25 protein-coding genes are annotated in these 23,024 nt (G+C 60.3%); 14 read left to right on the forward strand and 11 right to left on the reverse strand.

Annotation, left to right across the window (positions count from 1 at the left end):
* Positions 1-28: 28 nt before the first annotated feature.
* From ACVWYU_RS19425 to ACVWYU_RS19435, 3 genes are all read right to left on the reverse strand, one after another.
* Entirely contained in the window at positions 29-514 is a 486-nt protein-coding gene (locus ACVWYU_RS19425; RefSeq protein ID WP_090325099.1) for a hypothetical protein, read from the reverse strand.
* Positions 515-621: 107 nt separating this feature from the next.
* Positions 622-1,095: a WbuC family cupin fold metalloprotein gene (locus ACVWYU_RS19430; RefSeq protein WP_457373441.1), complete on the reverse strand. Its 474-nt coding sequence runs from the start codon at positions 1,093-1,095 to the stop codon at positions 622-624.
* A gap of 4 nt (positions 1,096-1,099) precedes the next feature.
* Complete coding sequence (locus ACVWYU_RS19435; protein WP_090325102.1) at positions 1,100-1,657, reverse strand: hypoxanthine-guanine phosphoribosyltransferase; 558 nt, start codon at positions 1,655-1,657, stop codon at positions 1,100-1,102.
* Between the two features lie 175 nt (positions 1,658-1,832).
* On the opposite strand from ACVWYU_RS19435, the gene upp reads away from it, so the two are divergent.
* Together upp and ACVWYU_RS19445 are read left to right on the forward strand one after the other, a co-directional pair.
* Positions 1,833-2,471, forward strand: a complete 639-nt coding sequence (gene upp / locus ACVWYU_RS19440) for a uracil phosphoribosyltransferase (RefSeq protein WP_090325104.1) — start codon at positions 1,833-1,835, stop codon at positions 2,469-2,471.
* Positions 2,472-2,473: 2 nt separating this feature from the next.
* Positions 2,474-3,748: a uracil-xanthine permease family protein gene (locus ACVWYU_RS19445; protein WP_090325106.1), complete on the forward strand. Its 1,275-nt coding sequence runs from the start codon at positions 2,474-2,476 to the stop codon at positions 3,746-3,748.
* Between the two features lie 135 nt (positions 3,749-3,883).
* Here ACVWYU_RS19445 and hemH read toward each other — a convergent pair whose 3' ends face one another.
* Together hemH and ACVWYU_RS19455 are read right to left on the reverse strand one after the other, a co-directional pair.
* Complete coding sequence (gene hemH, locus ACVWYU_RS19450) at positions 3,884-4,909, reverse strand: ferrochelatase (protein WP_457373442.1); 1,026 nt, start codon at positions 4,907-4,909, stop codon at positions 3,884-3,886.
* 13 nt (positions 4,910-4,922) lie between these two features.
* Positions 4,923-5,825, reverse strand: coding sequence for a TIGR01777 family oxidoreductase (locus ACVWYU_RS19455; protein WP_457373443.1), 903 nt, complete (start codon positions 5,823-5,825; stop codon positions 4,923-4,925).
* A 198-nt stretch (positions 5,826-6,023) separates the two neighbouring features.
* Between ACVWYU_RS19455 and ACVWYU_RS19460 the strand changes: the two genes are divergently transcribed.
* The 11 genes from ACVWYU_RS19460 (at position 6,024) to ACVWYU_RS19510 (ending at position 15,639) form a co-directional block, all read left to right on the forward strand.
* A complete protein-coding gene (locus tag ACVWYU_RS19460) occupies positions 6,024-7,010 on the forward strand; it encodes an NAD(P)/FAD-dependent oxidoreductase (protein WP_047533123.1) in 987 nt (328 codons plus the stop codon).
* Positions 7,007-7,222: a TIGR02450 family Trp-rich protein gene (locus ACVWYU_RS19465; RefSeq protein WP_457373444.1), complete on the forward strand. Its 216-nt coding sequence runs from the start codon at positions 7,007-7,009 to the stop codon at positions 7,220-7,222. Before ACVWYU_RS19460 ends, ACVWYU_RS19465 begins: the two co-directional genes overlap by 4 nt.
* 181 nt (positions 7,223-7,403) lie before the next feature.
* Positions 7,404-8,363 carry a YbgA family protein gene (locus ACVWYU_RS19470; protein ID WP_457373445.1) on the forward strand — a complete coding sequence of 320 codons (960 nt, stop codon included), beginning with the start codon at positions 7,404-7,406 and terminating at the stop codon, positions 8,361-8,363.
* Positions 8,363-9,304, forward strand: coding sequence for a MerR family transcriptional regulator (locus tag ACVWYU_RS19475; protein WP_457373446.1), 942 nt, complete (start codon positions 8,363-8,365; stop codon positions 9,302-9,304). Before ACVWYU_RS19470 ends, ACVWYU_RS19475 begins: the two co-directional genes overlap by 1 nt.
* A gap of 13 nt (positions 9,305-9,317) precedes the next feature.
* The gene (gene phrB, locus ACVWYU_RS19480; RefSeq protein WP_457373447.1) at positions 9,318-10,763 is read left to right on the forward strand and encodes a deoxyribodipyrimidine photo-lyase; all 1,446 of its coding nucleotides are present in this window, start codon (positions 9,318-9,320) and stop codon (positions 10,761-10,763) included.
* Positions 10,756-11,178, forward strand: a complete 423-nt coding sequence (locus tag ACVWYU_RS19485) for a nuclear transport factor 2 family protein (RefSeq protein WP_248916534.1) — start codon at positions 10,756-10,758, stop codon at positions 11,176-11,178. Before phrB ends, ACVWYU_RS19485 begins: the two co-directional genes overlap by 8 nt.
* Positions 11,175-11,957, forward strand: a complete 783-nt coding sequence (locus ACVWYU_RS19490) for an SDR family NAD(P)-dependent oxidoreductase (protein WP_248916533.1) — start codon at positions 11,175-11,177, stop codon at positions 11,955-11,957. The genes ACVWYU_RS19485 and ACVWYU_RS19490 overlap by 4 nt, the downstream gene beginning before the upstream one ends.
* Positions 11,954-13,201 carry an NAD(P)/FAD-dependent oxidoreductase gene (locus tag ACVWYU_RS19495; RefSeq protein ID WP_457373448.1) on the forward strand — a complete coding sequence of 416 codons (1,248 nt, stop codon included), beginning with the start codon at positions 11,954-11,956 and terminating at the stop codon, positions 13,199-13,201. The genes ACVWYU_RS19490 and ACVWYU_RS19495 overlap by 4 nt, the downstream gene beginning before the upstream one ends.
* Positions 13,198-14,013: a DUF1365 domain-containing protein gene (locus ACVWYU_RS19500; RefSeq protein ID WP_457373449.1), complete on the forward strand. Its 816-nt coding sequence runs from the start codon at positions 13,198-13,200 to the stop codon at positions 14,011-14,013. Before ACVWYU_RS19495 ends, ACVWYU_RS19500 begins: the two co-directional genes overlap by 4 nt.
* Positions 14,000-15,271, forward strand: a complete 1,272-nt coding sequence (locus ACVWYU_RS19505; protein WP_457373450.1) for a class I SAM-dependent methyltransferase — start codon at positions 14,000-14,002, stop codon at positions 15,269-15,271. Before ACVWYU_RS19500 ends, ACVWYU_RS19505 begins: the two co-directional genes overlap by 14 nt.
* A 62-nt stretch (positions 15,272-15,333) precedes the next feature.
* On the forward strand, positions 15,334-15,639 hold the full coding sequence (locus tag ACVWYU_RS19510) for a YkgJ family cysteine cluster protein (RefSeq protein ID WP_457373451.1): 306 nt from the start codon (positions 15,334-15,336) through the stop codon (positions 15,637-15,639).
* A gap of 75 nt (positions 15,640-15,714) precedes the next feature.
* Here ACVWYU_RS19510 and ACVWYU_RS19515 read toward each other — a convergent pair whose 3' ends face one another.
* The 6 genes from ACVWYU_RS19515 to hemA all read right to left on the reverse strand — a co-directional run bounded on the left by ACVWYU_RS19515 (position 15,715) and on the right by hemA (position 21,085).
* Positions 15,715-16,233 carry an acyloxyacyl hydrolase gene (locus tag ACVWYU_RS19515; protein WP_457373452.1) on the reverse strand — a complete coding sequence of 173 codons (519 nt, stop codon included), beginning with the start codon at positions 16,231-16,233 and terminating at the stop codon, positions 15,715-15,717.
* A 119-nt stretch (positions 16,234-16,352) separates the two neighbouring features.
* The gene (murI, locus tag ACVWYU_RS19520; RefSeq protein ID WP_390957245.1) at positions 16,353-17,144 is read right to left on the reverse strand and encodes a glutamate racemase; all 792 of its coding nucleotides are present in this window, start codon (positions 17,142-17,144) and stop codon (positions 16,353-16,355) included.
* Complete coding sequence (locus ACVWYU_RS19525) at positions 17,137-17,892, reverse strand: molybdopterin-synthase adenylyltransferase MoeB (protein WP_390957246.1); 756 nt, start codon at positions 17,890-17,892, stop codon at positions 17,137-17,139. The genes murI and ACVWYU_RS19525 overlap by 8 nt, the downstream gene beginning before the upstream one ends.
* A complete protein-coding gene (gene prmC, locus ACVWYU_RS19530) occupies positions 17,886-18,716 on the reverse strand; it encodes a peptide chain release factor N(5)-glutamine methyltransferase (RefSeq protein WP_390957247.1) in 831 nt (276 codons plus the stop codon). Before prmC ends, ACVWYU_RS19525 begins: the two co-directional genes overlap by 7 nt.
* Positions 18,717-19,799, reverse strand: a complete 1,083-nt coding sequence (prfA, locus tag ACVWYU_RS19535) for a peptide chain release factor 1 (protein WP_247256321.1) — start codon at positions 19,797-19,799, stop codon at positions 18,717-18,719.
* Complete coding sequence (gene hemA / locus ACVWYU_RS19540) at positions 19,796-21,085, reverse strand: glutamyl-tRNA reductase (RefSeq protein ID WP_090325133.1); 1,290 nt, start codon at positions 21,083-21,085, stop codon at positions 19,796-19,798. The genes prfA and hemA overlap by 4 nt, the downstream gene beginning before the upstream one ends.
* Positions 21,086-21,299: 214 nt before the next feature.
* On the opposite strand from hemA, the gene ACVWYU_RS19545 reads away from it, so the two are divergent.
* Positions 21,300-23,024, forward strand: a complete 1,725-nt coding sequence (locus tag ACVWYU_RS19545) for a tetratricopeptide repeat protein (protein ID WP_390957249.1) — start codon at positions 21,300-21,302, stop codon at positions 23,022-23,024.

Raw genomic sequence — 23,024 nt, forward strand, 5'->3', positions numbered from 1 at the left:
GCAGTTTACCCCTGCGCGGGCCTGGCACTCAACGCGGACGAACACTACCGGTGTGCAGGTCGGCCCAGATATGGCCGTTGGCGTAACTGAGGAACTGGCAATACACCGTGTCATTGCGCAGCAAGTCCATCACCACCCGGTACTGAGCCAGCGGGTAATAGAGCGTCAGGGTTTTACTCTTGTCGTCGTAGACCGGTTTTTTCAGGCTTTTGCTTTCGCCATCGAAGTAGACCAGCACCTGATTGATCGTGGCGCCCTTGTTCAAGGACTTGCCCTTGAGGCGGATCGACAGCTGTGAGGTGACCGGAATCGGTTGCTGGTTGGACTGGCGTTGAGCACCAAGCACCACTGAATAGTCCGTGACCTGCATCAATTGCTGCTGCTCAGGATCGGCGTCGCGCAGCGACAGGTCGTCCGGTGGCAAGAACTGCGCGTGCATCGGCGCCGGGGCGGCGGCCAGGGGAAGGCTGAGGGTCAGCAACAGGGCGGCGCAGCAACGGATCGAACGGCTCATGACAGGCTCCGGAATCGGGGCTGAGCACTCTAGCATGAGCTAACAGGACTGGATGGCTGGACACATCTCCTGTAGGAGCGAGCCTGCTCGCTCCTACAGGTCATGGTTCAGTCGAACTGCGCACGCATCCAGGCGTGATACTCCGCGACACCCGGCTCGCCTTCACGCGGCGCCCAGTGAGCCAGCTCACCTTCACCGACCGGGCGGTAAGGGCCGGCCTTGCATTCGAACATCAGGCTGTCGGGCTCCAGCACTACCAGGCCGTGGAACACACCTGTTGGCAGGTCCACGCCGACGCAATCGCCACCGGCCTGCAGGACCGACTTGCTCAGCACTGCGCCGGATTCGTCGAAGATCAACAAGCCCAGTTTCCCCTTGAGCACCAGCAAGGTTTCAGCCTTGTTTTCCCCCAGGTGCCGGTGAGGCGGAATATAGGTGGCGGGCTGCAAGCCCACCGCCATGCGGTGGCAAGCCTCTTCCATCTGGTGAAAATTATGATGTTGGCGCCCGCGAGGATTGGCCGCGGCTTTCTCGGCCAGCTCAGCGAACAGCGTTTGATCAAGAAAGCTCGTCTTGGTCATGGTCTTACATACCCTTAACGGCAAAAATCCCGTTGGCGTTGCGCCAGTAGCCTTTGTAGTCCATGCCGTAGCCGAAGATGTAACGGTCGATGCACGGCAAACCGACGAAATCGGCCTTGAGGTCCGGACGCGCCTTGCGGTCATGGTCCTTGTCGATCAGCACGGCAGTGTGCACTTTACGCGCGCCAGCGTGTTTGCAGAAGTCGATGATCGCGCCCAGGGTGTGGCCTTCGTCGAGGATGTCATCAATGATCAGCACGTCACGGTCGATGAACGACACTTCCGGCTTGGCCTTCCAGAACAGCTCGCCGCCGCTGGTTTCGTTGCGATAGCGGGTGGCGTGCAGGTAGGACGCTTCCAGCGGGAACTGCAGATGGGTCAGCAGTTTGCCGGCGAAAATCAGCCCGCCGTTCATCACACAGAACACCACCGGATTGCTGTCGGCCAGTTGCTCATTGATGTGCGCACCGACGCGGGCGATAGCCGCCTCGACTTCAGCTTCGGTGTACAGGCAGTCAGCCTCTCGCATGACTTGACGGATATGCTCGAGATCAGCGGACATGGCGCTCTCCTGGGGTGGTAACGGGGGGGACGAAGTGAGGAAAAGCGGGCAAAGGTACGCATCCCGCACGGCCAGATCAAGCCTTTGTGGACTAACGTACTGTATGTCTATAGGACAACACCCTCGGATAGATTAATCTAGGCCGGTTTTTTTGCCCGCCGCCGGAGCCTTTCCCATGCCCATCCTCGAGATCCGCCATCCGCTGATCCGTCATAAACTTGGCCTGATGCGCCGCGCAGACATCAGCACCAAGAATTTCCGTGAGCTCGCTCAGGAAGTCGGCGCCCTGCTGACCTATGAAGCCACCAAAGACCTGCCGCTGGAAACCTACGATATCGAAGGTTGGTGCGGCACCGTGTCGGTCGAGAAAATCGCCGGCAAGAAAATCACTGTAGTACCGATCCTGCGCGCCGGCATCGGCATGCTCGAAGGCGTGCTGAGCCTGATTCCGGGCGCCAAAGTCAGCGCCGTGGGCGTGGCTCGCAACGAGGAGACCCTCGAAGCCCACACCTACCTGGAGAAACTCGTACCCGAAATCGACGAACGGCTCGCGATGATCATCGACCCGATGCTCGCCACTGGCGGTTCGATGGTCGCCACCATCGACCTGCTGAAAAAGGCTGGCTGCAAGGACATCCGCGCCATGGTGCTGGTTGCCGCGCCGGAAGGCATCGCCGCGGTCGAGAAAGCTCACCCGGACGTGACCATCTATACCGCTTCCATCGATCAGAAATTGAACGAGCACGGTTACATCATTCCGGGCCTGGGCGATGCCGGTGACAAGATCTTCGGCACCAAGCAGAAGGACGCTTGACCATGCAGGATGAGTTCAACGATCCGCTCTGGCGCACGGTGCTGTCTGGCGCACAGATGCTGTTCGTGGCCTTCGGCGCTTTGGTGCTGATGCCGCTGATCACCGGCCTGGACCCGAACGTGGCGCTGTTTACCGCCGGCCTGGGGACGATTCTGTTCCAGATCGTCACCGGGCGTCAGGTGCCGGTGTTCCTGGCGTCGAGCTTTGCCTTCATCACCCCGATCATCCTCGCCAAAGGCCAGTTCGGCCTGGCCGCGACCATGGGCGGCGTGATGGCGGCCGGTTTCGTCTACACCTTCCTCGGCCTGGCGGTGAAGATCAAAGGCACCGGTTTCATCGACCGCCTGCTGCCGCCCGTGGTCATCGGCCCGGTGATCATCTCCATCGGCCTGGCCATGGCACCGATTGCCGCCAACATGGCCATGGGCAAGGCCGGCGACGGTTCTGAACTGATTCATTACCAGACGGCGATGATGATCTCGATGCCAGCGTTGCTGACCACCCTGATCGTCGCCGTGTTCGGCAAAGGCATTTTCCGCCTGGTACCGATCATTTCAGGCGTGCTGGTGGGTTTTGGCATGTCGTTCTACTTCGGCGTGGTCGATACCGCGAAGATTGCTGCGGCTCCATGGTTCGCCCTCCCCCACTTCACTGCGCCGGAGTTCAACTGGCAGGCGATTCTGTTCATCGTTCCGGTGGCCCTGGCCCCGGCCATCGAACACATCGGCGGCGTGATCGCCGTGGGTAGCGTGACCGGTCGCGATTACCTGAAGAAACCCGGCCTGCACCGCACCCTGCTCGGCGATGGCATTGCCACCACCGCTGCCGGTCTGTTCGGCGGTCCGCCCAACACCACCTACGCCGAAGTGACCGGCGCAGTGATGTTGACCAAGAACTACAACCCGAAAATCATGACCTGGGCGGCGATCTTCGCCATCAGCCTGGCGTTCATCGGCAAGTTCGGCGCGCTGCTGCAAAGCATTCCGGTGCCGGTAATGGGCGGGATTCTCTGCCTGTTGTTCGGCTCGATTGCAGCCGTGGGCATGAACACGCTGATTCGCCACAAGATCGACCTGGGCGAAGCACGCAACCTGGTGATTGTCTCGGTGACCCTGGTGTTCGGGATTGGCGGCGTACTGATCGGAACCGGCACGGGTCCCGATGACTTCGGCCTCAAAGGCATTGCGCTGTGCGCAGTGGTGGCGATTGCGCTGAACCTGATCCTTCCGGGTAACGACAGCTGGAAGCACAAGAAGGCGAATGAGCCGCTGTTGTAACAGATTAACCCCTGTGGCGAGGGAGCCTGCTCCCGCTGGGTCGCGAAGCGGCCCCAAAACTCTCGCAGTCGATGAAGGTTTTGTGAGTGCTACGCACTCAAGCGGGAGCAAGCTCCCTCGCCACAGGTTGTATTCCTATAGCGCCAATGGCGCTCTTTCACACAACGCACTCAACGCTCGCGCCCACTGCGGATCATCGTTGAGACATGGCACCAGCACCAATTCCTCCCCTCCCGCTTCGAGGAATTGCTCCCGTCCGCGATCACCGATTTCCTCCAGCGTCTCGATGCAGTCGGCGACGAAGGCCGGGCACATCACCAGCACCTTCTTCACTCCACTTTTGGCCAGTTCATCGAGGCGCGCTTCAGTGTAGGGCTCAATCCATTTCGCCCGGCCCAGTCGCGATTGAAACGACACCGACCACTTGCCATCCGGCAGGCCCATGCGCTTGGCAAATTCGGCCGCGCTACGCAGGCATTGAGCGCGGTAACAGGTCGTCAGGGAGGCCGGCGAAGCGTTCCTGCAGCAATCATCATTCTTGAAGCAATGCTGGCCGGTCGGATCGAGCTTGGTCAGGTGCCGCTCAGGCAGGCCGTGAAAGCTCAACAACAGGTGGTCGTAATCCTGTTGCAGATAAGGCTTGGCACTGGCCACCAACGCATCGAGGTATTCCGGTTGATCGTAAAACGGCTGGAGCACCGACAGCTGAACGTTGAGTTTCTTCTCGCGCACCACCCGCTTGGCTTCTTCGATCACAGTGGTCGTGGTGCTGTCGGCAAACTGCGGATATAGCGGCGCCAACGTGATTCGCTGGTGACCCGCCGCCACCAGGCGCAGCAGCGACGACTCAATGGACGGTTCGCCGTAACGCATCGCCAGCTCAACAGGCCCGTGCTTCCAGTGGGCAGCCACCGCTTGTTGCAGGCGACGGCTGAGCACCACCAGTGGCGAGCCTTCCTCCCACCAGATCGAAGCATAGGCATGGGCCGACTGCTCAGGGCGCTTGATCAGGATCAGCGACACCAACAGACGCCGAACCGGCCATGGCAGGTCGATCACATACGGGTCCATCAGAAACTGATTGAGGTAGCTGCGTACATCCGCCACCGAGGTGGAGGCTGGTGAGCCCAGGTTGACCAGAAGCAACGCGTGATCCGTCATGCAACATCCTATTTCAGAGGCGGCTGGATAAGTCATCCAGGGCCGCGCGCAAATCAGTGAACTGGAAAGTGAAACCCGCCTGCAGCAAACGAACCGGTGTGGCTCGCTGACCGCCCAGCAACAACATCGACAACTCGCCCAGGCCGATCCTCAACGCAAAGGCCGGCATCGGCATGAACGCCGGGCGGTGCAGCACGCTGCCCAGGGTTTTGGCAAATTCGCGATTGCGCACCGGCTTCGGTGCGCAGGCATTATATGGACCGATGGCGTCGTTGCGGTGCAGAAGAAAATCAATCAAGGCGATTTGGTCGTTGATGTGAATCCACGGCATCCACTGCCGACCGCTGCCAATCGGACCGCCCAGCCCGCATTTGAACGGCAGCAACAGCCGCGACAAAAAACCGCCCTCGGCCGACAGCACCAGCCCGGTGCGGATGAGGATCACACGAACACCCAACGCGTCGGCGCGCTGAGCGGTCTCCTCCCAGGCGATGCACAGCTGACTGGCGAAATCTTCGCTGACCGGTGGCGAGTCCTCGGTCAGCTCACGCTCGCCGCCATCGCCGTACCAACCCACCGCCGACCCCGATATCAGGACCTGAGGTTTCTGTTCGCGGCTCTCGATCCAGGCCAGCAGGCTTTCGGTCAAAGTAATACGGCTGCTCCACAACAAGGCCTTGCGCTTGTGAGTCCATGGACGGTCCGCGATCGGTGCACCGGCGAGGTTGACGATGGCATCGACGGGAGCATCACCCAGATCTTCGAGCCTTGCGATTCCACGCGCCTGAGCGCCACAGATTTTCGCGACTTTTTCAGGCCTGCGACTCCAGACAGTCAAGCGATGACCCTGTCTCGACCAGAGTTGGCAGAGCTGACGTCCTATCAAACCAGTACCGCCGGTCAGCAATATGTGCATGACATCTTCCTCGCGTGGCGTTTTACCCTGATCACTAGTCTATTTTTATAAGCAAGGGATCTTTTGGTATCGGGCAGGCTCTGTGTTTAACAATAGGCCAAGCTGTCAGAACGAGAACGCTAAAAGTTATACCAAAAAACAATATTGTACAGGTTTAAACCCCGGCGTAGTCTGTACAGAAAGGTAAACGAGGCCCTTATGACTGTACCTATCGCAATCATCGGCACCGGCATAGCCGGGTTATCAGCCGCACAAGCCCTGACAGACGCAGGGCATGTCGTTCAACTTTTCGATAAAAGCCGCGGCAGTGGCGGACGCATGTCGAGCAAGCGCAGCGACGCGGGTGCCCTGGACATGGGCGCGCAATACTTCACAGCTCGCGATCGCCGCTTCGTCACCGAAGTGCAACGCTGGCAGGCCAATGGCTGGGTCGCCGAGTGGACACCCCAGCTCTACACCTTCCACGGCGGACAGCTCAACTTGTCGCCGGACGAACAGACGCGCTGGGTCGGCACGCCGCGCATGAGCGCCATAACCCGCGCCCTGCTGGGTGACCTGGAAGTGCATTTCGCCTGCCGCATCACCGAGGTCTATCGCGGCGAAGAACACTGGCACCTGCAGGACGCCGAAGGCTTCACCCATGGCCCCTTCAGCCATGTGGTAATCGCCACGCCGGCGCCTCAGGCAACCGCCTTGCTCGCCTCGGCACCGAAGCTTGCCGGCGCTGCCGCCGGGGTGAAAATGGACCCTACCTGGGCCGTCGCCCTGGCATTCGAAACCCCGCTGGACACCCCCATGGAAGGCTGTTTCGTACAGGACAGTCCGCTGGACTGGCTGGCACGCAACCGCAGTAAACCAGGACGCGACAACACCCTCGACACCTGGGTGTTGCATGCCACCAGCGCCTGGAGTCGCCAGCACATCGACCTGCCCAAGGAAGCGGTGATCGAGCAATTGCACGGCGCCTTCGCCGAACTGTTGCACAGTGCGATGCCCGCCCCCAGCTTCAGCCTCGCCCACCGCTGGCTCTATGCCCGCCCGGCAAGCAGCCATGAGTGGGGCACCCTCGCCGATGCCGATCTGGGCCTGTACGCGTGTGGCGACTGGTGTCTGTCCGGCCGCGTCGAAGGCGCCTGGCTCAGCGGCCAGGAAGCCGCCCGCCGCTTGCATGAGCATCTGCAGTGAACCGCATCAACCCGAGCAAATTGCTGCTGTCGAAATGGACAGCAGCCCATCCGCAAAACCGCGAAAAACACTTCCTGGTGACTGAACTGCAGCGTGACGACGAAGGGACAGTGCTGAAAGTCGAGTTACAAGCGGTGCTGACCAAACGCAGTGAGTGGTACGACTGGCAGGTCTTGAAAAATAGCGACAGCTGGAAATTGGGCTGGAACTAGACCCTGGGACGATGGCAGCGACACCTCCAACCTCCCAGCTGTGAGCCAGCGCGCGCAGAGGATTTCTGCACCCCGACCAAAACTTATACAAACTATTTGACTTGTACACCTTTGAATCTATGATGAACCTATGTTGTACAGATTATGAAGTCTGTATAGGTTTAGATTCCGAGGTGCTCCGATGCTCCAGTCGCCTGCCAAACCGAAAATCGCCATTAGCGCTTGCCTGACCGGCGCAGAGGTACGCTACAACGGCGGGCACAAGGAATCGCGCTTGTGCAGCCGCGTCCTCACCGACTACTTCGATTTCGTGCCGGTCTGCCCGGAAGTCGCGATTGGCCTGGGCATTCCCCGGGAGCCGATCCGGCTGGTCGGTGATCCGAATCAACCCGAAGCCGTCGGGACGATCAACCGCGAGATCAACGTCACCCGGCCACTGGCCGATTACGGCCGGCAGATGGCCGCAGAGCTTCGCGACATCAGCGGCTACATCTTCATGCAGAAGTCACCCTCCTGCGGACTGGAGCGGGTCAAGGTCTACCGCGAAAATGGTGCGCCGGTCGATGGGGGCGGCCAGGGTATCTATGCCCAGGCGTTTTGCGCCCTGCATCCGGATTTGCCGGTGGAAGAAGACGGCCGGCTCAATGACCCGGTACTGCGCGAAAACTTTATCACCCGTGTGTTCGCCTACAGCGCCTGGCAGCAATTGCTGCAAGAAGGCCTGACTCGACGCGGCCTCACTGAATTTCACTCACGCTACAAATACCTGCTGATGGCCCACAACCCGATGCAATACAAAACCCTGGGCAATCTGCTGGGCAGCATGGGCCGCACCGACCCGAAAGAACTTGGCCCGCGCTACTTCAGCGAGTTGATGGCGGCCCTGAAAAAATGTGCCACCCGCCGCACCCACACCAATGTGCTGCAGCACATCAGCGGTTACTTGAAGCAGGCGATCAGTGCCGAGGACAAGCAGGAAATGCAGCACGTCATCGGCCAGTACCGTCACGGCATCGTGCCACTGGTGGTGCCGCTGACGCTGCTCAAACACCACTTCCGCCAGCACCCTGACCCGTACATCGCGCAGCAGGTTTACCTGCAACCGCACCCGGAAAACCTCAGCCTGCGAAATGCCATCTGATGAAAGCCCCACTCGACAGCAGCGCCAGTGAAGACCTCGGCGCCGATTTCAAGAAAGCCCTGGACGAAGGCTGGCTGCCGATCCGTGAAGTGGCCCGGCAAACCGGGGTCAACGCCATCACCTTGCGCGCCTGGGAGCGACGCTATGGCCTGATCGTGCCGCAACGCACGCCCAAGGGGCATCGACTGTTTTCAGCCGAACATGTGCAACGCATCCTGACCATCCTCACCTGGCTCAATCGCGGCGTAGCCGTCAGTCAGGTCAAGCAATTGCTCGACACCCCGCAAGAATTCAGCGAGTCCACCGAGAACGATTGGCAGCGTCTTCGCCAGACCTTGTTGCAAGCCGTTGCGACTTTGTCCGAGCGCACACTGGATGACACCGTCAATCAGGTCATGGCCCTGTATCCGCCACGGACCTTGTGCGAACAATTGCTGATGCCATTGCTCGCCGATCTGGAACAACGCTGGCAAGGCCAGTTCGGCGCGCAAATGGAGCGGGTGTTTGTTTACTCCTGGCTGCGCAGCAAATTCGGTGCGCGCATCTACCATAACAATCGTCAGCTACACACCGCGCCGCTGCTGTTGATCAATCACTCGGACCTGCCCCTGGAACCTCACCTGTGGCTGACCGCGTGGCTGATCAGCAGCGCCGATTGCCCGGTGGAAGTGTTCGACTGGCCCCTGCCCGCCGGCGAACTGGCGCTGGCGGTCGATCACCTGCAACCCCGTGGCGTACTGCTGTATTCCAGCAAAGCCATCAACCCTTCGCAGCTGCCGAAACTTTTCAATGGCGTCAGCTGCCCAAAAATGATTGCCGGACCAACGGTATGCATCCACCACGCCGAGTTGTCCGTAAAAACATCAGAGATCGCTGATCTGTATGTGGCTGAAGATCCTTTGACGGCTCATCAAGTACTGGTTCAGCGCGGGCTTATCTAATGCGGGCACTCCCATGCAATTGATCTGGTTGCGCAGTGACTTGCGCGTGAATGACAACACCGCGCTCTCGGCCGCCGCTGCGGCTGGCCCCTGCGTGGCGGTGTATTTGCCAAGCCCGCAGCAATGGCTGGAGCACGATGACGCGCCGTGCAAAGTCGACTTCTGGTTACGTAACCTGAAGACGCTGAGCAAGGCTTTGGCCGAACTGAACATTCCACTGCTGATCCGCAACGCCCCGCGCTGGGACGATGCCCCCCGGGTGATGCTGGATCTGTGCCGGCAGTTGAAAATCGACGCCGTGCACTTCAACGAAGAGTACGGCCTGCATGAAACCCGCCGTGACGCCGCGGTGGCCGATCTGCTCAAGGCCCAAGGCATTGACGCCCACAGTTACCTGGATCAACTGCTGTTCAAGCCAGGCACTGTGCTGACCAAAACGGGCAGCTACTTCCAGGTCTTCAGCCAGTTCCGCAAGGTTTGCTACGAACGCCTGCATCGATCATTGCCACGCCTGGTCAGCGCGCCCATGGCGCAAGCGCCGCTGAACATCTTCAGCGACGCGATTCCCGCACAGATCCAGGGTTTCGACACCCCCAGCGAAAGCTTGCGCGAATTGTGGCCGGCCGGTGAAGTCGAAGCCCGCCGCCGCCTCGACACCTTCGCCGATGCCCAGATCGACTACTACCAGAGCGAGCGTGATTTCCCGGCAAAACCTGGCACCAGCCAACTCTCGGCGTACCTCGCGGCCGGGGTGATTTCCCCTCGCCAATGCCTGCACGCGGCGCTGCAAAGCAATCAGGGCGAATTCGAAAGCGGCAAGGTCGGCGCCGTCACCTGGATCAATGAGCTGCTATGGCGCGAGTTCTACAAACACATTCTGGTGGGCTATCCACGGGTCTCTCGTCATCGTGCCTTCCGCCCGGAAACCGAAGCCCTGGCCTGGCGCAACGCCCCGGAAGAACTGGCGGCCTGGCAAGAGGCGCGCACCGGCCTGCCCATCGTCGATGCGGCCATGCGCCAGTTGCTGGAAACCGGCTGGATGCACAACCGCCTGCGCATGGTGGTGGCGATGTTCCTGACCAAGAACCTGCTGATCGACTGGCGTGAGGGTGAACGCTTTTTCATGCGTCACCTGATCGATGGCGATCTGGCTGCGAACAACGGCGGCTGGCAATGGAGCTCATCGACCGGCACCGACTCGGCGCCCTACTTCCGGATTTTCAACCCGCTGAGCCAGTCGGAAAAGTTCGACGCCGACGGTGTGTTCATCAAGCACTGGTTGCCGGAACTGGCCGGGCTGAACAAAAAGGAGGTGCACAACCCGGCGCAACTCGGCGGCCTGTTCGGTGTAGCGGATTATCCGCGCCCCATCGTCGACCTGAATGCTTCCCGTGCTCGCGCCCTGGCGGCATTCAAGAACCTGCCGTCGCGCCAGACCGCCGGAGCTCACGATGAGTAGCTTTCTGCGCCAGTTTGCCCGGCAGTTTGCACAGTTGGACAAAGACAATCTGCAACGCCTCGGCGAGCTGTACACCGACGATGTGCGCTTCACCGATCCGTTGCACGAAGTGCAAGGTCTCGGACAACTGCGCGCCTACTTCGCCGAGCTTTACGCCAACGTCAACGAACTGCGCTTCGACTTTCATGGCTTCGACCAGATCGCTGAAGGCGAAGGCTATTTGCGCTGGGTCATGAGTTACCGCCATCCGCGCCTGGCGGGCGGCCGGTTGATCCGGGTCGACGGTTGTTCCCACTTGCGCTGGCGCGACAAGGTTTATTGCCACCGGGATTACTTCGATGCCGGGGCAATGCTTTACGAACATCTACCGATATTGGGCCGGGCGATCGCCTGGCTGAAAAGGAGAATGGGATGAGCCTTACACCTCCACGAAGATATTGGCTGACCGGCGCGAGCAGCGGTATTGGAGCCGCGCTGGCCGAAGAAATCCTCAAGACCGGCGCGCACCTGGCTGTCAGTTCACGTTCTGTGGCGCCGTTGAAAGTTCTGTCTGCGCGCTATCCAGGGCAAGTGCTGGTGGTCGCCGGCGACCTGACCAACAGTCAGACCGTGCGTGAAATCGGCGAGCAGATTGCCCAGGACTGGGGCTCGCTGGATACGGTGATCCTCAATGCCGGCACCTGCGAGTATGTGGACGCCAAGCAGTTCGACGCCTCGATCATCGAGCATGTGGTGCGCACCAACCTGCTTGCCAGCAGCTATTGCATCGAAGCCGCGCTGCCACTGTTGCGGGCAGGCACTGCGCCGCACCTGGTGGGTGTGGCCAGTGCCGTGACTTACCTGCCGCTGCCCCGGGCCGAAGCCTATGGCGCCTCGAAGGCCGGGATGCGTTATCTGTTCGAATCGCTGCGTATCGATCTGGCGCCGGAAGGCATCGAAGTCACCGTGGTCAGCCCCGGCTTCGTCGACACCCCGCTGACAGCAAAAAACGATTTCCCCATGCCCCTCAGTTGGCCAGCGGATAAAGCCGCGCGGCACATCTTCGCCAAGCTCAAGGATCGACCGCTGGAAATCGCGTTTCCGGCGTTGTTCATGGCCGCCCTCTGGCCATTGTCGAAGTTGCCCGGCCGGATGAAGTTGGCGATCGGCAAACGAATGGTACGCAGCCATCCGCCGATCAAGGATCAGCTGTGAAGATTGCAATTATCGGCAGCGGTATCTCGGGGCTGACCTGTGCGTATCTACTCAACCGCCGTCACGAGATTACCCTGTTCGAGGCCAGTGACTGGGTCGGCGGACATACCCACACCGTGGACGTAACCGTCGATGGCCGGCCCTATGCGGTGGACACCGGTTTCATCGTATTCAATGACTGGACCTATCCGAATTTCATTCGTCTGCTGGGCCAGATCGGCGTGGGTTTCAAGCCCACGGAAATGAGCTTCTCGGTCACCGACCCCGATACCGGCCTGGAGTACAACGGCAACAATCTCAACAGCCTGTTCGCCCAGCGCCGCAACCTGTTGTCGCCGGGGTTCTGGGGCATGCTGCGGGACATCCTGCGCTTCAACAAACAAGCCCTGCGCGACCTCGAAGAACAGCGAATCAAGCCCGACACCACGCTGGACGATTACTTGAAAGCCGGCGGCTATGGCGAGCGCTTCATCCTGCATTACATTGTGCCGATGGGCTCGGCGATCTGGTCGATGCCCATGGCTGACATGCTGGCTTTCCCGCTGCAATCATTCGTCAGGTTCTTCAAGAATCACGGCTTGCTATCGGTGAACAATCGCCCGCAATGGCAAGTCATCGAAGGCGGCTCCAGCGCCTACATCGCGCCGTTGACCGCCAGCTTTCGCGAGAAAATCCGCCTCAACTGTCCTGTCACACGGGTCGATCGCGATGCAGATGGCGTGGTTATCCACAGCCCTGCCGGGAGCGAGCGCTTTGACAAGGTGGTGTTCGCCTGCCACAGCGATCAGGCCTTGCAACTGTTGGCAGCGCCGAGCGAAGCCGAGCAGTCGATCCTCGGCGCCCTGCCCTATGCCGACAATGAGGTGGTGCTGCACACCGACACGCGCCTGCTTCCTCAGCGAAAACTCGCGTGGGCCAGCTGGAATTTTCGTCTCGGCGGCCCTGGCCATACACGGGCCGCCGTCACCTACGACATGAATATCCTGCAAGGCATCCAGAGCGAGACGACGTTCTGCGTCAGTCTCAACCAGAGCGCCGCCATCAATCCGCTCAAAGTGCTCGCCAAATACACCTACGCCCATCCGCAATACAGCCTCGCGGCCGTGGCGGCACAGGCACGCCGGGGCGAATTGGACGGGCAGCAGCACACCTGGTACTGCGGCGCGTACTGGGCCAACGGTTTCCATGAAGACGGCGTAGTCAGCGCCCTGCATGTGGCCCGCGCTTTTGGAGAAACCCTGTGAACAGCGCCCTTTACAGCGGCTGGATCGCCCATCGGCGCTTTGCCCCCCGGCACCACGCATTCCGCTATCGGATCGGCCTGTTGTACCTGGACCTCGATGAACAGGACGCCGTTCTCGGCTTGTCACGATTCGCGGGGGTAAGCCGCTTTGCGCCGTTTTCATTCCGTGAAAGCGATTACCTCAAGGCCTATACCGGCAACGGCATGCGCCTGATCGACGCCGTGCGCCAACAGGTCAGCGAAGCCATCGGCCATGTGCCGCAAGGTTCGGTCTGCCTGCTGACCCAACCGCGCAGTTGGGGCTTGTCGTTCAATCCGGTGAGTTTTTTCTATTGCCATGAAGCTGACGGGCAACTGGCGGCCATTGTCTGCGAAGTCAGCAACACGCCATGGCGCGAGCGCTATCACTACGTGCTGCCCGCCAGGGCACCGCAGGACCTGGCGGATTTTCATCAACACTTCGCCGTGCCCAAGGCTTTTCACGTTTCGCCCTTCCTGCCGCGCGATATCCAGTACCGCATGAGCTTCAGCCCCGTGGCCAAAAGACTTGGCGTGCACATGGCCGACTGGCAGGGCGAAGAAAAACTGTTCGACGCCACGCTCACGCTCGAACGCGAAACCCTCGATCGCGCCAGCCTGCACCGTTACCTGCGGCGCTTTCCATGGATGACCGCGAAAACGGCCCTGGCCATTTATTGGCAAGCCCTGCGCCTGCTGCTCAAGCGCGTGCCGTTGTTTGCCCATCAGGCGGCCGACGGCAACTTTCAGACCGCCACCACCCTGCCCAAGGATCGCCATCATGAAAGCCTCTAGCGTCTCGGCCAAAGCCAACTTGTTCAGCACCCACAGCCTGACCGGATCGCTGTTGCGCCGTGGCGTGCTTCGGCAATTGAACCAACTCAAGCACGGCCAGCTGGTGCTGATCGAAGACGGCGTACGCCATGTGTTCGGCAGTGCCAGCCATGCCTTGGTGGGGGAGATCCATATCCTCGATGCCGCGGCGTGGGGACTGGTGGCCAGCAACGGTTCGATTGGGGCGGGCGAAGCATTCATCCTGGGCTACTGGAGTTCGCCGGACCTGACCTCGGTGGTCCGGGTGTTCGTGAGTAATCTTGAAGTGCTCGATGGCCTCGAAGGTGGCCTGGCGAGACTCGGCCGGCCGCTGATTCAGGGCCTGCACTGGCTCAATCGCAATACCCGCAAGGGCTCGCAGAAAAACATCGCCGCCCACTACGACTTGGGCAACGACCTGTTTGAACAGTTTCTCGACCCGACGATGATGTATTCGGCGGCGCAGTTTTTGACCGACGAGGACAGCCTGGAACAAGCGCAGTTGAACAAACTGCAGCGGATTTGCCAGAAGCTGGCCCTCAAGCCAACGGATCACTTGCTGGAGATCGGCACGGGCTGGGGCAGCATGGCGCTGTACGCGGCGCAGCACTATGGCTGCAAAGTCACCACCACCACACTGTCCAGGGAGCAATACGCCTTCACCGCACAGCGCATCGATGCCCTGGGGCTGCAAGACCAGGTCACGTTGTTGCTCAAGGACTACCGCGACCTCACCGGCCAATACGACAAACTGGTGTCGATCGAGATGATCGAGGCCGTCGGTCATCACTTCTTGCCGACCTATTTCAAACAGTGTGCCCACCTGCTCAAGAGCAACGGCCTGATGCTGCTGCAAGCCATCACCATCCGCGACCAGCGCTATGAACAGGCCAAGAACAGCGTCGACTTCATTCAACGCTACATCTTCCCCGGTGGTGCCTTGCCCTGCGTGCAGAAGATGCTGGAGATCGTCAGTCGCGACACCGACATGAACCTCCTGCACATGGAAGACTTCGGCCTGCATTACGCGCGAACCTTGCGCTTGTGGCGCGAGAATTTTCGCCGCGCCCAGGGTCGCCTGAGTGAGCTGGGTTATGACGACTATTTCCTGCGGCTGTGGGAGTTTTACCTGTGCTACTGCGAAGGCGGCTTTATGGAGCGCACCATCGGCACCGCACAACTGCTCCTGGCCAAGCCATCGGCAATCACCGAGCCGCTATTGGGTCGCTTCGACGCTTGATGACTGAGACGTCCCGTCTGAGCGTTCACACAGCAGCGGGTGACTGACTTACACTGCGCGACATGAAAATCATCCCCCACACGCAAATCGCGGAGCCGGCGGTCACTTGCTCGAGCTGCGCAGCCTGCTGCTGCCAGCTCGAAGTCATGCTGATCACCGACACTGGTGTGCCCGAACGCTTCATCGACACCGATGACTGGGGCGGGGAAATCATGCTGCGCCTGGATGACGGCTGGTGTGCGGCGCTGGATCGCAACACGATGATGTGCACCATCTATGAAAAACGCCCGCTGATCTGCCGGGAATTCGAGATGGGTGCGCCGGAATGCATCGATGAGCGCCGGGGGATTTCCACGGCGTATCGCTGAAAGTGAAAACACATACCCCTGTGGAAGCAAGCTTGCTCCCACAGGGGTATGTGCAAATTGTCGAAGCAGTGATCCTTACAGCGGCATCGTATAGTGCAACGCGTAACTCTCGGCGCCGTCATTCGGGTCGGTCATCCCCGCGTTGGAATAGTGGATAGCCCGAATCCCGACTTCATGCCCGCCGGCAAAACGCAGACCAAATCCCAAGCGGTCTTCAAACTCGAAGACACTGCCAATGCGATTGTCTTCGACCCGGGTATGGTTGAAAAACGCCACGCCCACCCCCAGTTCGACGTAAGGTTTGATGCTCTCCCCGGCAAACTCGTAAACGAACACTGGCGAGAACGAAAGACTATTGTTGCTGGTACTCTTGCGGCCATTCCAATAGGTGTAGGCACCGTTCCAGTAACCGGTCAGGCGACCGACGTCGCTCTGCCACCAACTCTTGTCCCAATCAAACTGCATGCCCAATCGATAAGTCGTGGTCGAGTCGCTGGTCTGGCCGACCCCGAACTCCACGCCTGCCGCTTGTGCGGTAAAACTGTGTCCCATCAGTGCGGCCGCAATCGCGGCCAAGCAGAATAGACGCTTCATTAGAAACTTCCTTTTCCGAACGATTACGTTTGGTTTTTTTTGGTGCTCGACACTCACAGCTATAGAAGTCGGCGATTTATTAGAAGTTCACCCCAATTATTCGCTTGTCCCACAACCTTTTACTCGTTGAATCTTTGCACAACGCCAGCGGTATTCCACAGTATCGGCAAAATATTTGTGAAGTGAAGGGGATCGGCACTGGTCCAGAATTGCGCCCCACGCGCAGGTCCTTCAGCGAGCAAATTGCGCTCGGCCAGCAAACGCTGAAGTTGGCGCGCAACAGCAGCACCGGTGTCGATCAAGCTGATGTCATCGGGGATCATCTGCTTGAGCATCGGCTTCAGGAAAGGGTAATGGGTGCAGCCCAGGATGATGGTGTCAGCCCCTTCGGCAAGCAAGGGCTCGACGTAACCTGCCAACAGCTGACGCAATGCGGGACTGTGCAAATCCCCCTTCTCAATCAGCTCCACCAGCCCAGGGCAAGGCTGGGTGATCACGCGCACATCCGTGGCGAAACGGTCGAGCAACGCCGCGAATTTGGCGCTCTGCAATGTGCCGGTCGTGGCCAGCACGCCGACCACGCCACTGCGGGTCGCGGCAGCCGCCGGTTTGACGGCCGGTTCCATGCCGACGATAGGCCATTGCGGATAATCGCGTCGCAGGTCGGCAACCCCCGCGACGGTGGCCGTGTTGCAGGCCAGCACCAGGGCCTTGGCGCCCTGCCGTTGAAAGAAACCGGCCATGACGCTGCAACGCTGTCGGATGAATTCCGGGGTTTTCTCGCCGTAAGGAATATTGCCGCAATCGGCGACGTACAGCAGTGACTCGTTGGGCAACAAACGCTGGATCTCGGCCAGCACCGAAAGCCCACCGACGCCGGAGTCGAACACGCCAATCGGCGCTTCACGCATGCTTTGGCCCACAAACGCTGCAACCCGGGTCCCGCTTGACGCGCAACTCACGGAAACGCGAGCCCAAGGCGTCGATCAACAACAGGCGCCCCACCAACGGCTCGCCGAAACCCGCCAGCAGCTTGAGTGCCTCAAGGGCTTGAAGGCTACCGACCAGCCCCACGAGCGGACCGACCACTCCGGCCTCGCTGCAGGTCAGTTCGGCCTCGCTGCCATGCCCGTACAAACAGTGGTAGCACGGACTTTCCGGACGACGCGGGTCGAACACCGACAACTGCCCTTCAAGGCGAATCGCTGCGCCGCTGACCAGCGGTTTTGCGGCGGCCACGCAAGCGGCATTGACCGCTTCACGGGTGGAGAAATTGTCGGAACAGTCGAGGACCAGGTCCACACCTGCAACGGCCGCCGCCAGGGAGTCTTCATCCAGCGCCGTACGATGGGCGACCAGTTGAACCTCGGGATTGATTGCCGTCAGGCGCTTGATCGCCGAATCGACCTTGCTCATGCCGACGCTGTCGGTGTCGTGAATGATCTGGCGTTGCAGATTGGTCAGGTCGACCGTATCGAAGTCCGCCAGATGCAACTGGCCGACACCCGCCGCTGCCAGATACAGCGCTACCGGCGCACCCAAACCACCAAGACCGATAATCAGCACGCGACTGTCTTTCAAGCGCAACTGACCGTCGATGTCGACGTGGTGCAACAGAATCTGCCGGCTGTAGCGCAGCAATTCCTGATCATTCAGCATGGCAGACGCCCCAGACTGATGCGTTGATGACCGCCCAGATCGGTACGGCTGTGGACGTCTTCAAAGCCACGGGTCAGCAGCAAATCACGCACCGCCTCGGCCTGGTCATATCCGTGTTCCAGCATCAGCCAGCCACCGGCTGCCAGATGCTCCGGTGCCTGGGCGACGATCAAGCGCAAATCGTCGAGCCCGTCGACTCCGGCCACCAGGGCACTGGCCGGTTCGAAGCGCACGTCGCCCTCCGCCAGGTGCGGATCGGTCGCCGCGATGTAGGGTGGATTGCTGATGATCAGATCAAACCGCTGACCTTCCAGGGCGCTGAACCAATGACTGCTCAGCACCGTGGCGTTGTTCAAATTCAGGCGCTGACGATTGCGTTCGGCCAGGGCCACGGCTTCGAGCACGCGATCGACGGCGGTGACCTTCCAGGCCGGACGCTCGCTGGCCAGGGCCAGGGCGATGGCACCACTGCCGGTGCCGAGGTCGAGGACCCTGGACGGTGTAGCTGGCAACAATTCAAGCGCGGCTTCCACCAAAAGCTCGGTGTCAGGACGCGGGATCAGCGTGTGTGGCGCCACTTCCAGATCGAGCTTCCAGAAACCTTGCTGGCCCAGAATGTAGGCCACCGGCTCACCGCTGCGACGGCGCTGCAGGTATTCGGCGAACACCAGCGCCGCTTCGCTCGGAACGATGCGCTCCGGCCAGGTGTGCAGAAAACTACGGGACTTGCCCAACGCCGCCGCCAGCAACAATTCTGCATCCAGACGCGCCGTAGGCGAGTCGGGCAGATCGGCAGCGCGCAACAAACTGGCGATGATCGTCATTTACTCACCTATCGCCGCCAGTTGGTCGGCCTGATATTCGGCCAGCAACGGCTCGATCACGGCATCGACGCCGCCGGCGAGGATTTCGTCGAGGGAATATAGCGTCAGGTTGACCCGATGGTCGGTGACCCGGCCCTGGGCGAAGTTGTAGGTGCGGATGCGTTCGGAGCGATCACCCGAGCCCACCAGCAATTTACGCTCGCTGGCGATGGCATTGGCGGCGGCGCTGGCCTGTTGATCGTTGAGCTTGGCCGACAGCCAGGACATCGCCCGTGCACGGTTCTTGTGCTGGGATCGTTCTTCCTGGCACTCGACCACGATACCGGACGGCAAATGGGTGATGCGGATCGCCGAGTCGGTCTTGTTGACGTGCTGGCCGCCGGCACCGGAGGAGCGATAAGTGTCGATCCGCAGGTCTGCCGGGTTGATCTCGATCGCTTCCTGTTCATCCGGCTCGGGCAATACCGCCACTGTGCACGCCGAGGTATGGATGCGTCCTTGGGATTCGGTAGCCGGAACCCGTTGCACGCGGTGCGCACCGGATTCGAATTTCAGCTTGCCGTAGACGTTGTCGCCTTCCACACGAGCGATGACTTCTTTATAGCCGCCGTGCTCGCCCTCGTTCTCCGAAAGGATTTCCACCCGCCAACCGCGACGCTCGGCGTAACGCGAATACATGCGGAACAGGTCGCCGGAGAAAATCGCCGCTTCGTCACCACCAGTACCCGCCCGGATCTCCAGGAAGACGTTACGACCGTCATTCGGATCCTTGGGCAGCAGCATGCGTTGCAGGCTGGCTTCCAGTTCGACCAGGCGTTCCTTGGCTTCGCGGACTTCTTCCACGGCCATTTCGCGCATGTCCGGGTCGCTGTCCTTGAGCAATGCCTGGGCACCTTCGAGGTCACCCTGTACTTTGAGCAACTGTTTATAGGTGTCGACAATCGGCTCGACTTCCGCGTACTCCTTGGAATAGGTGCGGAATTTGTTCTGATCGGAAATGACCTCGCCATCGCCAAGCAAGGCGGTCAATTCCTCGAAACGGTCCTGGAGGATGTCCAGCTTATTGAGCAGTGACGCTTTCATTGCGGTTTCTTATCCGAAAAGCTTTCCGATGAGCCCTCACCGAGGGCAAAGAGTTCCTGGGCCATCGCCAGCGCATCGAGGCGACCTTCGGCAGAGAGCTTTTTCAACTGCACGCTCGGTGCGTGCATGAGTTTGTTGGTCAGGCCACGGGCCAGTTGCAGCAGCACATCGTCGGCACTCGCGCCGTTGGCCAGCAGGCGCTGGGCCTTTTGCAATTCTTCGTCGCGCAAGCGTTCGCTTTGTTGACGATAGGCCTTGAGTACGTCCACCGCCGCCAATTCGCGCAGGCGGACCATGAAATCCTCGGCGCCGACCGACACCATCTCTTCCGCCGCTTGGGCAGCGCCTTGCCGGCTCTTGAGGTTTTCGGCGACCACTTCATGGAGATCGTCGACGCTATACAGATAAACGTCGTCCAACTCGCCGACTTCTGGTTCGATATCCCGGGGAACGGCGATATCCACCATGAAAATGGGTTTGTGCTTGCGCAGCTTCAGGGCGCTTTCCACGGCGCCCTTGCCAAGGATCGGCAATTGGCTGGCAGTGGAGCTGATGACGATGTCACTGCGCACCAGTTCCGCCGGGATGTCCGATAGCAGCACCGCATGGGCGCCGAACTGCTCGGCCAATGTACTCGCCCGCTCCAGCGTGCGATTGGCGACCACTATTCGCTTTACGCCGAGGTCATGCAGATGGCGGGCGACCAGGGTGATGGTCTCGCCGGCGCCAATCAGCAAGGCCTGGCTGCGTTGCAGGTCGCTGAAAATCTGTTTCGCCAGGCTGACCGCGGCAAACGCCACGGAGACCGGGTTTTCACCGATGGCGGTGTCGGTGCGCACTTGCTTGGCGGCATTGAACGTGGCCTGGAACAGGCGTCCGAGCAACGGGCCAATGGTGCCGGCCTCCCGAGCCACGGCGTAGGCAGATTTCATCTGGCCGAGAATCTGCGGTTCACCCAGCACCAGCGAATCGAGCCCGGAAGCCACCCGCATCATGTGACGAACTGCCGCATCATCTTCGTGCACATAGGCGCTCGCGCGCAGCTCGTCGAGGCTCAAATGATGGTATTCGGCCAGCCAGCGCAGAACGATATCCGCCGACAGGTGATCCTGTTCTATATAGAGCTCACTGCGATTGCAGGTGGAGAGGATCGCAGCTTCGCGGCTGTCGGTGAGTCGGCAGAGCTGCTGCAAGGCCTCCACCAGCTGCTCAGGGGTAAAGGCCACGCGCTCGCGGACGTCTACTGAAGCAGTCTTGTGGTTAATACCGAGTGCAAGGAAGGCCATTCAAAGTCGCTGATGGTGACGTGAAGCCGGCAATTGTCCTACTTCGACGGAATCAGAACAACTATTCGATATCTATTGCCGTGGCAGGCTTCTACCCGTACTGCGAGCCGTTCTCGTTTACAGTCGCGCACATGCGAAAATGGCAGGCCGGTTATGTTTGGCCCAAGGCTTGTGTCATGATGATCCGACCGCAGGTTAGTCGTCCTCTTCCTATATGAATAGATCCTCCGCGTTGCTCCTCGCTTTTGTCTTCCTCAGCGGCTGCCAGGTCTTGGCACCCGTGTCGTCGGACGGTACGTCGCCGGTCGAAGACAGCACTCCGGCACCTGAAAAGCCCAAGGTTTACAGCTCATTCAGCGAAGACACGGTCTTCAGCCTGCTGAGCGCCGAACTGGCTGGCCAGCGCAATCGTTTCGACATTGCCCTGGACAACTACGTGACCCAGGCCATCAACACCCAGGATCCGGGCATCTCCGAGCGGGCATTCCGTATTGCCGAGTACCTGGGCGCCGATCAGGCCGCCCTGGATACCTCGCTGATCTGGGCCAAAAACGCCCCGAACGACCTCGAGGCGCAACGTGCCGCGGCCGTACAACTGGCACGTGCAGGGCGCTATGACGACTCCATGGTCTATATGGAGAAAGTCCTGCAAGGCAAGGGCGACACCCACTTCGACTTCCTCGCCCTGTCCGCCGCCGATACCGACCAGGACACGCGTAACGGTCTGATGAAGAGTTTCGACCGTTTATTGCAACGCCACCCGAACAATAGTCAGCTGATTTTCGGCAAGGCTTTGCTGATGCAGCAGGATGGCGACGCCAAAGGCGCGCTGACCCTGCTGGAAAACAATCCGCCTGATGAAGGCGAAATAGCCCCGATTCTGCTGCGCGCGCGCCTGCTGCAAACCCTCGATCGCGGTGACGAGGCCTTGCCGCTGCTGCAAAAAAGCATCAAGAAATACCCGGACGACAAACGCCTGCGCCTGACCTACGCGCGCATGCTCGTTGAACAGGACCGGATGGACGACGCCAAAGCCGAGTTCTCGAGCCTGGTCCAGCAATACCCGGAAGACGATGAATTGCGTTATTCCCTGGCGCTCGTGTGCCTGGAAGCCAAGGCCTGGGACGAGGCCAAGGGCTACCTTGAAGACCTGATCGCCCGGGAAAGCCACGTCGACTCCGCGCACCTCAACCTTGGCCGCATCGCTGAAGAGCGCAACGATCCACAGGGTGCACTGGTCGAGTATGGCCAGGTGGGCCCGGGCAATGATTACCTGCCGGCACAATTGCGCCAGGCCGATATCCTGATGAACAACGGCAGGACCGCCGAAGCACAACGCCGCCTGGCGGCCGAACGCGACGCGCAGCCGGACTATGCGATCCAGCTGTATTTGATCGAGGCCGAAGCCCTGTCCGCCAACAAACAGGGTGACAAAGCCTGGAGCGTCCTGGAAAAAGCCCTGCAGAAATACCCGGACGACCTGAACCTGCTCTACACCCGCGCCATGCAGGCGGAAAAGCGCAATGACCTGGCGCAGATGGAAAAAGACCTGCGCCTGATCATCAAGCGCGATCCGGACAACGCCATGGCGCTGAACGCCCTGGGCTACACCCTGTCCGATCGTACGACCCGTTACGCCGAAGCCAAGGCCCTGATCGAACAGGCCCACCAGATCAGCCCGGAAGACCCGGCGGTGCTCGACAGCCTCGGCTGGGTCAACTTCCGCCTGGGCAACCTCGACGAAGCCGAACGCCTGCTGCGCCAGGCGCTGCAGCGCTTCCCTGATCAGGAAGTCGCCGCGCACCTGGGCGAAGTGCTATGGGCCAATGGCAAGCAACGCGAAGCCAAACAAATCTGGGGAAAATTCCTCAAGGAACAGCCTGACAGCCCAACCCTGCGCGGCACCATCAAACGCCTGACCGGATCAGAGACTCTTTAA

Source organism: Pseudomonas sp. TE12234 (assembly GCF_054061835.1).